8 protein-coding genes and 1 riboswitch are annotated in these 14,803 nt (G+C 54.9%); of the genes, 1 reads left to right on the top strand and 7 read right to left on the bottom strand.

Going from position 1 to position 14,803, the window contains the following annotated elements; all coding sequences use genetic code 11:
* Positions 1-29: 29 nt before the first annotated feature.
* From GFER_RS19545 to GFER_RS14045, 7 genes are all read right to left on the bottom strand, one after another.
* Positions 30-848: a septal ring lytic transglycosylase RlpA family protein gene (locus GFER_RS19545; protein ID WP_040100483.1), complete on the bottom strand. Its 819-nt coding sequence runs from the start codon at positions 846-848 to the stop codon at positions 30-32.
* The gene (gene accA / locus GFER_RS14070) at positions 848-1,804 is read right to left on the bottom strand and encodes an acetyl-CoA carboxylase carboxyl transferase subunit alpha (RefSeq protein WP_040100481.1); all 957 of its coding nucleotides are present in this window, start codon (positions 1,802-1,804) and stop codon (positions 848-850) included. Before accA ends, GFER_RS19545 begins: the two co-directional genes overlap by 1 nt.
* A gap of 42 nt (positions 1,805-1,846) precedes the next feature.
* Complete coding sequence (gene dnaE, locus GFER_RS14065) at positions 1,847-5,317, bottom strand: DNA polymerase III subunit alpha (protein ID WP_040100478.1); 3,471 nt, start codon at positions 5,315-5,317, stop codon at positions 1,847-1,849.
* 200 nt (positions 5,318-5,517) lie between these two features.
* Entirely contained in the window at positions 5,518-6,126 is a 609-nt protein-coding gene (locus GFER_RS14060; RefSeq protein WP_052446438.1) for a Maf family protein, read from the bottom strand.
* A 284-nt stretch (positions 6,127-6,410) separates the two neighbouring features.
* Complete coding sequence (locus GFER_RS14055; RefSeq protein WP_161807413.1) at positions 6,411-8,345, bottom strand: sensor histidine kinase; 1,935 nt, start codon at positions 8,343-8,345, stop codon at positions 6,411-6,413.
* Positions 8,338-9,609, bottom strand: a complete 1,272-nt coding sequence (locus GFER_RS14050; RefSeq protein WP_040100474.1) for a 7TM-DISM domain-containing protein — start codon at positions 9,607-9,609, stop codon at positions 8,338-8,340. The genes GFER_RS14055 and GFER_RS14050 overlap by 8 nt, the downstream gene beginning before the upstream one ends.
* A gap of 4 nt (positions 9,610-9,613) precedes the next feature.
* Positions 9,614-10,306, bottom strand: coding sequence for a response regulator transcription factor (locus GFER_RS14045; protein WP_040100472.1), 693 nt, complete (start codon positions 10,304-10,306; stop codon positions 9,614-9,616).
* A gap of 320 nt (positions 10,307-10,626) precedes the next feature.
* A riboswitch (cyclic di-GMP riboswitch) is annotated at positions 10,627-10,700 on the top strand.
* 244 nt (positions 10,701-10,944) lie between these two features.
* Here GFER_RS14045 and GFER_RS14040 point away from each other — a divergent pair.
* The coding region (locus tag GFER_RS14040) for a GLUG motif-containing protein (protein ID WP_152611428.1) at positions 10,945-14,803 on the top strand (3,859 nt) is incomplete at its 3' end.

The following is a 14,803-nucleotide window of genomic DNA, read 5'->3' as shown; positions in this document are numbered from 1 at the left end:
ACGTTGCCGCTGAATAGTTACGAATAACCTTACTCGGCCGCAATAACGAAGCTGCCGGAATACCCCTGGGACTCAAACCGCAGCTTCGCCGCATCGGCCGATGCCAGGGTTGGATATTTTCCGGCCCGCACACGGTAAAAAAGCTGTCCCCCCACATACCCCTGGTGAATGCTCGAATGGCCCTCCTGGCGTTGCATCTGATCGGCAAGGCGCTGGGCATTCTCCCGAATGGTAAAGGCGCCGAGTTGCACGGAATAGCTGCCCACCTCCCAATTCTGAGGCTGTGCATAGCTGACCTGCCCGGATGAGTCGACCTGGCGGTAACCCAAAGCTTCAACCCGCACAGGGGCCGTACCCGGCCTCACCACGTCAAGTTTCTTGGCTGCCGTATAGGACAGATCGATGATGCGTCCCTTGACAAAGGGTCCGCGATCATTGAGCCGCAGAATGGTTTCGCTGCCGTTGTCGAGGTTGGTTACCTTGACGTGGATGCCCAGGGGCAGAGTCTTGTGCGCCGCCGTCATGGCATACATGTCGTAGATTTCTCCGTTGCTGGTCTTTTTGCCATGAAAATCCTGGCCGTACCAACTGGCAAAACCTTCCTCGACAAAACCCTCATGGCTGAGCAGAGGATGATAGCGCTCTCCAAAAACCTCATAAGGCCGCTCCCAGCCCCTGAGTTCACGCGGCTGCGAGACATCTCCCGCTCGCTGCGGCGAAGCAACCTCGGGGGAGGCTGAAGTGACGGCCGGCGCCGGTGAACGCGGCGGCGCGCAGGCGGCCACCACCGCAACACACAACACGCAAAGAAACAGGCGCGAATACGCATACCATGCGGAGCCCATCATTACCCCTCAGCCACCAGGGTCATGGCGCGAAACTTCTGATAGCGCTGCTCTACCAGTTCTTCCCCGGAAAGCTCTCGTAATTCGGCCAGATGTTTTTTGAGTGATTTCTTGACCTGAACCGCAGCACCAACGGGATCGGTATGGGCCCCGCCGACGGGCTCGGCAATCACCTCATCGATGACGCACCCGAGCGAGGCGATATCGCTCGCCGTCAGCTTGAGCGCCTCGGCGGCAACGGGCCCCTTGGTGCCGTCGTTCCACAGAATGGCTGCACAGCCTTCAGGGGAAATAACGGCATAAACCGAATACTCCATCATTAAAACCCGATTGCCCACGGCAACAGCCAACGCCCCCCCAGAGCCCCCTTCACCGGTTACGGTTACAATGACCGGCACGCTCAGCGCCGCCATCTCCCGCAGGTTACGGGCAATGGCCTCGGCCTGGCCACGCTCTTCGGCGCCGATGCCGGGAAAAGCGCCTGGCGTGTCGACAAAACAGAAAATCGGCAGACCGAACTGCTCCGCCATCTTCATCACCCGCAGGGCCTTGCGATAACCTTCGGGATTAGGCATGCCGAAATTGCGATAGACTTTTTCCTTGGTATCGCGGCCCTTCTGGTGGCCGATTACGGCGCAGGGCTCACCGTCGAGTCGGGCGAAACCGCAGATCAGGGCCGGATCGTCTCGAAAGTTGCGATCACCATGCACCTCGAACCAGTCCGTGAAAATATTGTTCACATAGTCCAGGGTGTAGGGACGGTTGGTATGCCGGGCAAGCTGGGTGCGCTGCCAGCGATTGAGGTTGGAAAAAATATCGTCGCGCAGCTTGGCGGCTTTTTTTTCAAGCTTCTTGATGTCGCTTGAAAAATCGACATTTTCGGTAGAAAATTCGCGCAATTCTTTGATCTTGCGCTCCAGTTCAACAATTGGTTTTTCAAAATCGAGGTAAAATTGCATAGATTTGTCTCCATTAAAGAGAAAAGCTTTCAGTAACCGGCATCATTCAAACGTGACAACCTGGTAGCCGAAAAGCTTTTCCGTGGCCTCCATCAATTCATCGCTGGCTGCGACATTGAGAATATCGGGCAGTCCGACCACAGCCTCGCACTCGTTGGGAACGACAACATGAATAAATGATCCGCAACGGCCGGGAAACTGTTTCAGAATGTTCTTCAGCCCACGCAGGTGTTCTTCGTCCAACCCGGGCGAACTCAGGCGGAAATGCACATTTTTTGTTTGCCGCTCTTGCACGTCGCGCAGAGAAATCACCTCTGCGACCATCAGTTTGCAGGTTTCTTCGCCGACGTCAAGGGATCCGCTGACCAGAATCGGCTCTTCCCCCTTGATTAGATCGGAACTGGCCTGGTAAACCTCGGGAAAGAGTACCATTTCGACCAACCCGCTGAGATCTTCGAGGGTCGCAAAGGCCATGCGATCGCCTTTTTTGGTGGTCAGTTCTTTCACCGCCGAGACAATACCGCACACCTTGACTTCTTCCTTGTCGGAACGCTCGCCTAAAGCGGCGGCGTCACAGGTGGCAAAACGTTTGATGGTGTCGCGGTAGCGCGCCAGAGGATGCCCGGTGATGAAAAATCCCAGAGCCTCCTTCTCAAAACTGAGCAGCACCTTCTCCGGCCATTCCTCCACATCAGGCAGTTTGCCGTGGCCATTGCCACCGGCGCTGACGATTTCTTCCATCCCAAACAGGGATTCCTGCCCCAGAGCGCGTTCGCGCTGCAAGCTCTGGCCGGCCTCCATGGCATCTTCCAGCGCCGCCATGAACTGGGCGCGGCGCCCGCCCAGGGAGTCAAACGCGCCGCACTTGATCAGCGCCTCGATAACCTTTTTATTCACCTTCTGCAAAGTAACCCGCTCGCAGAAATCGTGCAGTGAGCTGAACGGTGTTTCGCGGCGGACCTCGGTTATCACCTCCAGGGCCGCGCCCCCGACCCCCTTAACCGCGCCGAGGCCGAAACGGATGGCGTTGTCATGCACGGTGAAACTGCGCTCCGAGGCATTGATATCGGGAGGCAGAACTTCGATGCCCATGGAACGGACCTCAGCGATATTTTTCACCACCTTATCCGTATTTTCCATGTCCTCGGTGAGCAGGGCCGCCATAAATTCAACGGGATAGTGGGCCTTGAGATAGGCGGTGTGATAGGCCACCAGCGCGTAGGCCGCCGAGTGCGATTTGTTGAAACCGTATGCGGCGAACATTTCCATGAGATCGAAAACCGCCCCGGCTTTTTTTGCATCGAGGTTGTTGTCACGGGCGCCCGCAAGGAACTTTTCGCGTTCCTTGGCCATCTCCTCGACCTTTTTCTTACCCATGGCGCGCCGCAGAAGATCCGCGCCTCCCAGGCTGTAGTTGGCCAGCACCTGGGCGATGAGCATGACCTGCTCCTGGTACACGATAACGCCGTAGGTATCCTTGAGAATCGGCTCGAGCTGGGGAAAATCGTAGGTGATCTTCTTCTTGCCGTGTTTGCGCTGAATGAAGTCATCGACCATGCCTGATCCCAGCGGACCGGGGCGATAAAGAGCGCACACCGCAACGATGTCCTCGAAGCAGGAGGGCTTGAGTTTGACCAAGAGTTCCTTCATGCCCGAGGATTCCAACTGAAAAACTCCGGTTGTTTCCCCGCGGGACAGCAGCTCGTAAGTCTTGGCATCATCGTCACCGATGAGATTCAGATCGAAGTCGGGATTTTTCCCCGCGCGAATCAGACGCACGGCATTGTCGATGACGGTGAGGGTTTTAAGTCCCAGAAAATCGAACTTGACCAGACCGATTTTTTCCACATAGTTCATGGAAAACTGCGTCACCTGGCCGCCCGCCTTGGGGTCGACGTAAAGCGGCAGATACTCGGTGAGATCATTAGGCGTCACCACCACCCCCGCGGCATGGGTCGAGGCGTGGCGGGTCAGACCCTCCAAGGCCAGAGCAGTGTTGAAGAGCTGCTTGACCTTGGCGTCTTTATCGACCAGGTCGCGCAGCTTGGGCTCCTGCTTGAGGGCCTCTCCAAGGGTAATGTTGAGAACTCCCGGAACCAGTTTGGCGATCTTGTCCACCTCACCGTAAGGCAGGCCCATGGCACGCCCCACGTCGCGGATGACACCCTTAGCCGCCATGGTACCGAAGGTGATGATCTGCGCCACGTTGGCCGCACCGTATTTCTGTCGCACATACTCGATGACGTCTTCACGTCCCCTGATACAGAAGTCGACGTCGATATCGGGCATGGACACGCGCTCAGGATTGAGAAAGCGCTCAAACAGCAGATTGTAGGGGATGGGATCGATATCGGTAATGCGAATCGCGTAAGCCACCAGGGAGCCTGCGGCCGAACCGCGCCCAGGTCCGACGGGGATGTTCTGATCCTTGGCCCAGTTGATGAAATCGGCGACGATCAGGAAATATCCGGGAAATCCCATGGAATTGATGCAGTCGAGTTCCGTTTCAAGCCGTTCACGGTAGACTTTTTCATCTTCTGCGCTCACCGGACGGACCTTGCGGATTTCGGCCAGCCGCTCATCCAGGCCGCGCCGTGAATCTTCACGCAGCACATCCTCCAGGGACTTTTCGGCGGGCTTTTCATACTGGGGGAAATGATAGGTCTTCAGGTCGAGGTCAACCTCGCAGCGATCGGCAATACGCAGGGTGTTGCTGATCGCTTCCGGCACATCCTCAAAAAGCGCAGCCATCTCCTGAGGCGTCTTGACGTAAAATTCGTCGTTGGGAAAACGCATGCGCGTGGGATCATCCATGGTCTTGCCGGTCTGGATGCATAGCAGAACTTCGTGGGCATGGGCCTGGTCGCGCGTGAGATAATGGCAATCGTTGGTGGCCACCAGAGGCAGACCGAGATCACGCGCTATCTCCTTGAGGCCGCGATTGACCCGCGTCTGTTCGGGGATGAGATTCTCCTGCAATTCCAGGTAAAACCGCTCGTTGTCAAAAATTTCAGACATCTCGGCGCAGCGGCGGCGGGCGTCGTCCATCTTGCCCTGCTCGATCAGAGTGGGGATTTCGCCGCCCAGACAAGCGGTGAGGGCAATCAGACCCTGATTGCATTCCTGCAGCAGAGTCCAGTCGACACGCGGCTTGTAATAAAAGCCTTCCCGATACCCGGCTGAAACCAGGCGACAGAGATTGCGGTAACCTTCAAGATTTTCAGCCAGAAGCACCAGATGGTGCGAGGCGTCGGAGGAGGTGCGGGCATTGCTTTTGGCAAAGCGTGAAGCGGTGGCGACATATACTTCGCAACCAAAAATCGGTTTAACGTCGGCCGCCTTGGCCGCAAGATAAAATTCAACGGCACCGAACATGTTGCCATGGTCGGTAATGGCCAGTGCCGGCATCCGCTGTTCCTTAGCGCGCTTGACGAGGTCGCCGATTTTGATGGCGCCGTCCAGCAAGCTGTATTGGGAATGCAGATGCAAATGAACGAAGGGGGTGTCGCTCATGATTGTGGAATCCGCTGAAGACAGGCTTTCGATTTAACGAAAAACGGTTATTTTGTAGACACTTAAACGGATCGGTCGAAGGGTTCTAGGCTTTAGCCTTTTGAAAAACCGTCAACAGTTTCGCTAAAAATCCAAGGGATTATTATCGCACAGGGGGTTTCAGAGGGTCAACGAACTTTCAGCACGAATCAAAGGAATCCTCAGAGAATCTCGACCCCGAAATGTTCCAGCATTTCGGTCACACGAATTAACGGCAAGCCGATGAGAGAGGTGAAATCATCGCCTTGCATTTTTTCCATTAATGCAATCCCCAAACCCTCGATTTTGAATGATCCTGCGCAATCGACAGGATTTTCGCGTCGCACATAGCGATGAATCTGGTCGCGGGTCAGACTGCGCAGGGTCACGCGATAAGTGGTGTAATCGGTCAGGGATTGGCCACCGGCACTGTCATAAACACAGACCCCGGTATAAAAGACATGAGACCTGCCGGCCATCTGCCGCAACTGCTCTTCGGCCTGCTCGAAATTGCCCGGCTTACCGAGAATGCGCCCGCGGGCATCCATGAACACCTGATCGGCACCTATGATCAGCGCGTCGGGATATTTCGCGCCCAAACTCAACGCTTTTTGCGAGGCAAGATACTTGACCTGAAGTTCCGGCGCCACCTGCTGATCGATGCTTTCAGTCACCTGCGGTGCAGCCACCTGAAAGGGAAAACCAAGCTGCCGCAGCAACTGCAGCCGATATGGGCTGGTTGAAGCGAGCACGATGTCGCGGGCGGGTGTGGAATTTTTTTCTTTCGGCATGATTTTATTTTTCTCTAAATTAATATAAGAGTTTGGCCCGCGGGGTCGGACCAAGTCAACTCACTGATATCTATATACAATAATATAAAAAATGGGCATTTTCTACCGCCATGGGCCGATTTTTTAGGGTGAAATTGACTCCATAGCTCTGCCCTTGCCATCCACCCCCTCGCCTCCCGCGCTGATTTTACCCTCAAAAATCGGCCCATGGCCTGATTTTATGGGGTACTTCAAAAACCTTTTCGTTTATTTCCGGCTACTTAGCTTGGTCCGACCCTGCGAACTTAAATACTTACTGACATTCGGTCGGGAATGGTAAGGGTAAAGCGGGCGCCGTCACGGGTGGCTGCTGCCGTAATGGTGCCGCGCAGGCGTGATTCAACGATCAATTTGGCAATATAAAGCCCCATCCCCGTTCCGGGCTGCCGCTTGCCGCTGACAAACGGGTCAAATAACCGTGACGCAGGGGAGAGAGTGATTCCGCCGCCGTTGTCACACACGGTAATGGTCACCGACATGTCTGCCGCCTGAGATAGTGAAATATTGATTTCGGGGTTGCTGATTCTTCGCTCTCGCATAATGTCGCAGGCATTTTCGATGAGGGTGAGGATCACTTGGGTCAGTGCGAAAGGGTAATTGAGGATCGGCTTAAGATCTTCGGGACGGTGTCGGAGGGTCCGCAAGGGTGCCGGAAGCTCTGTTCCCGATACCACCGACAAGGCCTGAGCCACAGAACAGTCCGGGTTGAAACGCAGCAATTTGTCATTTTCGCTGAACAGGGCTTCAAACTCCTGGCGGGTTTTTTCCATCTGCTCGACATTGTCGCGCATCCTGGGCAGCAGCACCGCGGTAAAGCGTTCAAGATCCTGTCGCGCTTGGCTGTTTCGCGTCAGGCGCAGTTTTGTTTCCATCACCATAGCAGCCTGACGAGCCAGAGGTGCTCGCCATTGATGGATGACCATCCCGACCATTTTGCCGAAGGAGCTTTCGCGGGAACGTTGTTCAAATTCTCGTCGACGTTGGTGAATTTCTTTTTTGATGGCGCTGAGCCTCAGGCTCATTGCCTGGGCCAGAAAAACGATGTCCAGCGTGGCGCCGACAGGAATGACGAAATCAAGAATTTCCTGACGTTGCAGCAGGCCGAATTGACCAAGTAGCTGAAACTGAAGGCTCAGGAAGAAACTTCCCTGCCCCAGCAGGTAGTAACCACTGCCACTTATCCCTCGCCGCAGACCCACTAGGCCGACACCCGTCAATACAATCCCCGTCAGAAAGGTTGTCCCGCCCAACAGAGCCGTGTAGCGATAAAGTAGAGGATACCACGGCGCGGCCAGCCACGCCGCCGTCAATACCAGATTCACACCCAGAAGCAAGGCCAGCCACCGGTGCAGCAGCGGCAGCGTCTCCTTGGTGGCAAAAAATACCATGGCAAAAACGATCATCGTCACCGGCATCAGGTTACTGAAAACCCAGCTGCTGTAAACTCCTAGGCTGTTTAAGGCCGGATAGGGTGTCAGGGGAATCAGTCCTTTGACCGTCACTATGGCCAACAGGGAGGTAAGGGCAATGGCGGCGTAGGCAAGAACCAGCCGTTGACGAAAACCGTGCCAGATAATCAGACTGCTGAGCACAACGGCAATCATCATGCCGCAAATCGCGCCCCAGATCAGATGTTCCCGAGTATCCTGATGCAGGATGTCCGCCGCACTACTGATGCGTGAGCCGACCTCAATCGGACCAATGCAATAAATCCGAGTCAGCAAGGTGACCGGCCGGCCGGATTCAAGGTGAAGCGGGAGAACCGGAAAGCGGTAGCGGATTGCAGCGGGGTCGAGGACTTGTCGGTGCCCCAGTTGATAATGTACGACCTGCGTCTCTGGATGGATCAGGTAGAGATCGATCAGAGCCATGCGCTTGAGCTGTAGCAGCACGTCCATCGGCTCCGCTTCTGCCGCCAGGGTTACGCGGGTCCAGACCGGATATCCGAGATAGCCGAAGTTGAGCTGCTGCAGGGGTTGCCAGTCGGCACTTTCAAGAGCTTCTTCCGGGGTCATTCGCGCGTCTGGATCGAGGAGATAGTCCATCCGCCCATGCAAGTCCTGGGGCAGATCAGCAGCGACGAGGATTGTCGGGGCCGGATTTAAGATGACGGACTGAGCCGCCATGGCACAGGGCAAGGCTGCCGGCAGCAACATCAAGATCAACAGCAACCTAATCATGGCCGGAACGCTGTTCGGTGGAGGCATTAACCAACAATTCACGGACATCGTTTACGGTCCGGTGAATGTCGCGCAGATTATTCTCCAGTCGTGGTATCAGGGCGAGGCGCAGATAGTCAAAATCGCTGCCAGGGTTAGGCGGTGATGAGCCGGAAAGTCTTTCGTCAGCCTCATCCAGTATTTTTCTGAGCTGAATCAGGGGCCTGTCCCATTGTTCCTGGGAAGCTTTAACGTTTTTGCCAAATGCGGAAAACCGTCGTTGATCCCGCAGCATGTTTTCACGCGCGTGGTGTTCCCGGCGAGTGCGTGCCAGCCGCCTGGCAAACGACGTCGCCAGAAGAATCACCTCAAGCAATACGGCAAGCGGCAAAAGTATGCCTGTCGAGGTGACTTTGTCGGCCCAGTCCGCGCCCGCGAACAGAAGCAGTCCGGCTACAAAGAGTGTGAGCCCATGGCCCGCCAGATAAAAACCGGCGTCAGTGACGCCGCGCCGTAGCGCCAGGGTCCCGGCTCCGACAAGCAGACCGATGTGCAACACCAGGGTCAGATTCCACCAGACCGCGATCGGACCCTGTGGATAGCCATCCCACCCTGACTGAGCCGAAAGCACCAGGCCAACGGACGAGAAAAAAGGAATCCACAACCACTTGTGAGCCCCCGGCATGGTATTGCCGGTGTCCAGAAACAATTGGGAAAAAAGAATGGAAGAGAAGATCCAGAAGGGCAAAAGTACCAGCACCACCTGCGTCATGAACTGAGGTGGAAAAGGAAGAAGCGAGCCGTAGCCGAAGTGAATGAACATTAGTACGAACAGAGTTGTCGCCTTTAAACCGTAGCAGAACAGGATTTTCCGCTGTGTCAGAACTCCCAGGGTCAGGATGTACACCAACAAAACCAAAATCATTCCGCCGTACATTCCCCAAAAAAGTTGTTCGGAAAAAGCTTGACGCAACTGGTTGCCGAAATTGTCGGTCGACCCCTTTGCCTGTGCAGGACTAAGGGGATCGGCAAATGGCTTGTGCTCCTCCGCCAGGGGTGTCGAGGGAATCTGTGGCCGCTCCGAGAGTCCAAAACCATCCGGTTCGGCCGAAACGGAAACACTCGTGGCCGAGTACGTGGTTTCGGGGTGAGCGGTCAACGGTGAAGGCTCGAAAAGTGGCGGCGAGGCGGCATCCAGCAGTGTCGGCACTGACAGCCAATGCAGCAGCAGGGCGACGATGAGAGGGATGCGAAGGCGCTGGAATGAAACCGCGGATGAGAACATAAAATCAGGGGATCAGGTAGCCGAGGTCTTTTTGGCTGACAATGACATCCTTGCCCAGTTTGCGACGTAACCTGTGGATCAGGTTGCGCAACCCCTGGCAGCTCATGATGTCCGGATTGTCACGGGAGATTTCGTTGCAGATACGGTCACTGTCGATGAGTTGCCCACGCCGCGCAAGCATCAGCTCAAGAAATTTTTTTTCATTGCGCGATAGAATATGTCGGGCGCCGGCAGGATCGTGGACCTCCCCCAGAATCGGATCAAAAACGGCACCGCTCTCAAAAATCATCCGGTATCTGCCGTGGCGTGCCAACAAGTCGGCGCCCTGGCGGAAGAACTGATCAAGGGTTTCAAGATCCACCGGTTTGACCATAAAACTCAACAACCGCAGGGGGAATGCCGCAAGCATATTTTCGCGGCTGTCGTGACCCGTCATCAGGGCAATGGGGAGATCGGGATCTTCGCGGCAGATGCGGCGAGCGACCTCCAGGCCGTCACATCCCGGCATGGCCAGATCGAGAATGACCAGATCGGGACGATGCTCCTGGTACAAGGACCAGGCCGCTTCGCCATGGGTCGCGGTGATCACATGGGAGACGTACTCCCGAAAAATCTCCACCATCGACTCCATCAACACAGTGTCGTCGTCAGCATACAGCAACGTCAGGTGGGACAATTGGGCCAGGGTGTCGGACATGTTAACCTCTGCATCCAACACGACAAGATCGGTTAGAGCCTGCCGGTGCGGGCGTCAATAGGTTGAAGTCGAGGATCTTCAGACATGAAGACCGAACTTTTAAATTAAAATAAAATAATACTACGTGAAACAGCAATGAAATTTCCAGATGTTAAGTTTTTTAAACCTATCGAAAGTCGTTGCAAAATGCAATGAAAGTTGCCTTAGATTTGACTTTCGCTGATTTCATTCGCTGGGGCGGATTAACGCTCCGGCACGGCAAGACAATCGCAAAAGTTGAAGTTTTCGGCGAAAAATAGCCGGAGAAAACAATTTCAGCGCCTTGTAAAGAGCAAACCTGAAGCAATTCAGGGACGCAAAGCCACGGATCCTTCGGGATGGCCGGGTTGCCAAGGGTGGATGCGAGTTTTCACGCCATCCCTGCTCTCGGGGATGGCTTTTTTGTTGNCAGGGACGCAAAGCCACGGATCCTTCGGGATGGCCGGGTTGCCAAGGGTGGATGCGAGTTTTCACGCCATCCCTGCTCTCGGGGATGGCTTTTTTGTTGGAAAATATGTCATTAAAAAAATCTGTTCTGAAGTTCTGGATAGATAGAAACCAATCGCGATGGGAACACTTTTGTCTGCCTGAGGTATGTTGTGAATAAAATTTTTCGCCTGATCTGGAACGACACTTTTGGAACCTTGGTCGCCGTGGCTGAAATCGTTTCAAGTCGCGGCAGAGGAGCCGGCAAGCGCTGCCGGTTGCGTTTGCCGGCCATGGCCTTGCTGCTCAGTTTGTGGATCTGTGTTGGTACGGCGGCGGCCGGCACCTTGCCTACCGGCGGCAATATCGTCGCCGGTTCCGGTGCCATTAACAGCAGCGGCAACACCCTGACCGTCACGCAAGACACCCAGCGCATGGCGGCGGATTGGACTTCTTTCTCCATAGGACAGAACAACACCGTCAATTTCAACCAGCCTTCCAGCAGCGCCGTGGCCCTCAACCGCGTGACCGGCGCAGATGCCTCGGTGATTCAGGGGGCGCTCAACGCCAACGGTCAGGTCTTTCTGGTCAACCCCAACGGCGTACTCTTCTCCTCTGGCGCCCAGGTCAATGTCGGCGGCTTCGTCGCATCGACCCTCGACATCAGCAATGACGACTTCATGGCGGGCAACTACCGCTTTGCAGGCACCAGCAGCAACGCCATCGTCAATCAGGGCAACATCACGGCCCACAATGGCGGCTCCATCGCTCTGATCGCCGCGCGGATTGAAAACAGCGGCACTCTCACTGCCAACGGCGGCAACGTGTTGATGGGCGCCGGCAGCAAGGTCACGCTCGATCTGGGTGGTCCGGTCAAGATCGAGGTGGAAGAGGCCGCTATTGACGCCCTCATTGAGCAGGGCGGAGCGATCAGGGCCGATGGCGGACTGGTGTACCTCACCGCCAGAGCAGCGGGTGAATTGACCAGCACGGTCATCAACCACACCGGCATCACCGAAGCCCAGTCACTGGCGACGGGGGAAAACGGTGAAATCTACCTGATGGGGGATATGGAGCATGGCCGCATCGAGGTTGCCGGTACCCTGGATGCCTCAGCCCCCCATGGCGGCGATGGCGGGTTTGTTGAGACCAGCGCGGCGGTGGTCGATATCAAGCCTGATCTGCAGGTAACCACCTACGCACCGGAGGGCAAAACGGGCGAATGGCTGATTGATCCAACGAATATTGAAATCGTCGCAGGAGACGGGGGGAGCTTTATTGAAAACGTCAGCACCAGTTCCTCTATCGGTGCCGATACTCTGGTCAGCAATCTCACTAACAACAACATTACCGTGCAAACACCGGCTGCCGGCGATGACCCCGGCAATATTACCGTCAGCGCCGACCTCGTTTGGGATACGAATACCCAACTCACACTTGATGCTCACAACAACATCAACGTCAACGCCACAATCGAGAACACCAATGCAACGGGTGGCGGAGTGTATTTCGATGCAGTTAATAACAGAACGGCTGTCCAATTTAATGAAAATGGCAAAGTTGTCATCCACAATATTGAGCAGTTGCAGTGGATGAATACCGCCCTCAATGGAACCTATGAGTTGGGCGCTGATATTGACGCATTAGCCACCTCGAATTGGAACCCAGATGGTGAAAGCTATCTTGGTTTTACCCCGATCGGCACTTTCGCTGCTCACTTTACCGGGACCTTTGACGGCCTGGGGCATGAAATCACTGACCTGACCATCAATCGCCCTGGCACCGATTATGTTGGGCTTTTGGGTTGGGTCAACTCTGGTGGTACCGTAAAAAATATCGGTCTGACTGATGTGTTTATATCAGGTCGACACTACGTTGGAGGGCTGATCGGTTATGCCACGCAAGGTAGCGTCACCAACAGCTATGTGACCGGGTCGGTGAAGGGCGGCGGCAACCAGGTTGGCGGGTTAATCGGTCAGTTCTCAGGCAGCAGCGTTACCAACAGCTATGCTACCGGATCGGTGGAAGGCAAAAACTTCGTTGGCGGGCTGATCGGTTATAACGAGGGCACCATTGATACAAACTATTCCACAGCGGTGGTACAGGGCAGCTACGCCACTGGTGGGCTGGTTGGTTATGCCAAGCCAGGCAGTATAACCAACAGCTATGCCACTGGACTGGTGGAAGGCGGCTACGCCACTGGTGGGTTGATCGGTTATAACGAGGGCACCGTAGCTAATAATTTCGCCAATGGAGCGGTGTTGGGTGAAGAGGCAACTGGCGGTCTGATCGGTGAGAACTCTGGTGGCAGTATTTTCTACAGTTTCTGGGATATGCACACAAGCGGCATAAATACCAGCGCCGGTGGAACAGGGAAAACTACGACGGAAATGCATATGCCCTCCACCTTCAGCGATTGGAATGAAGATGATTCACTTTGGACATTGACTGCCGGTGGTGAATCAGAGGCTGGTTATGAGGTGGTACTACCCTACTTGACCAATGTGACCCGTGAAGAAGATCGCATGATGAGCACGTTGTTCGCCGGTGGTTGGGGTAATGGCGAAAATCCCTACACCATTACCGATTGGAATCAGTTGCAGAATATCAATGCGGTTGCTGGTGAGGACTTCAGTTTTAAATTGTTGAACATTCTCAATGCCTCGACGGCAGGCTATGATTTACAGGTCAACGGTGGCGAAGCATTGGCCAATGACGGCAAGGGTTGGGCACCCATTGGCTCTTGGTCAAACTCAGTACCATATGCCGGAACTTTTGACGGTAATGATAAAAAGATTTCCGGTTTGATTATCGACCGCCCAGGTGAATACGACATAGGGCTTTTTGGCACAGTGGTGGATACCACCATCAGCAACCTGACGCTTTCCGATGTTGATATCCTTGGAGGCTACTCAGTAGGTTCGGTTGTGGGTCTCGCCGGCAATAATACGCATCTGGAAAATATCAACGTAACAGATGGCGCAGTGGCAGGTACTTACGACGTTGGAGGGCTCGTCGGTGTGATGACGGAGAGCCTGCGAACGATTGTCGATAGTCATGCCAACGTCAGTGTTTCAGGAAATGCTGTTGTCGGTGGGTTGGTCGGTTCCTTGTACGGCTCCTCCATCATCAATAGTTCCGCAAGTGGCTCGGNCAACGTCAGTGTTTCAGGAAATGCTGTTGTCGGTGGGTTGGTCGGTTCCTTGTACGGCTCCTCCATCATCAATAGTTCCGCAAGTGGCTCGGTCAATGGATTGTCTCGTGAAGTCGGTGGGCTTGTCGGGGAAGCTCGAAGTGGAGCTCAAATCATCGGCTCTCATGCCACCGGCGATGTGGCATCAGGTGCTGGAGAAGAAGCCGACAGTAGAAATTTCGGTGGCCTGGTGGGACTCGCCGACGACAACGTGCATATCGAAAACTCCTACGCAACCGGAANCAAAACAATACAGAGAAGCTATGCCACGGGCGATGTCATGGGCACTGAGGGCGTTGGTGGGCTTGTGGGCTTCCTTGATTCTTCCACCATCAGCGAAAGCTACGCCACAGGTGATGTCACCGGTATTCTGGGCGTAGGTGGGCTGGTGGGGGGGCTTCTTTATTCTACTGTCAATGAAAGCTACGCTGCGGGTAATGTCACTGGCAACATTGCTGTCGGCGGTCTTGCTGGAGAAATTGCATTCTCAACGGTGGAGAAAAGTTTCTATGGCCCAGGTACTGTTGCAGGCAACTTTTATGTCGGTGGTTTGGTGGGGGGGGTAATGGAATCAACCATTGACAACTCCTATGCTCAAGCAACCATTGTAGAGGCTGACAGGGAGGGGATAGTGCTTCCTGAAGAAGTCGGTTTTGATGCTGATGATGCTGACCTTGCCATTGGTGGACTCGTCGGTATCTTGCTTGATTCAACTGTATCAAATTCCTACGCAGCTGGGCAGATTTCCCATGCCGACGATGCTCAGGATGTTGGGGGATTGATCGGGCTTAACGCGGTGTTTGGGGAGGACTACCAATTTGTGCCCCGTCCAACCAACG

The organism is Geoalkalibacter ferrihydriticus DSM 17813 (assembly GCF_000820505.1).
In the GTDB taxonomy this organism is placed as follows: domain Bacteria; phylum Desulfobacterota; class Desulfuromonadia; order Desulfuromonadales; family Geoalkalibacteraceae; genus Geoalkalibacter; species Geoalkalibacter ferrihydriticus.
The sequence above is the reverse complement of the archived record's forward strand: the minus strand, read 5'-3'. Positions and strand labels throughout refer to the sequence as shown.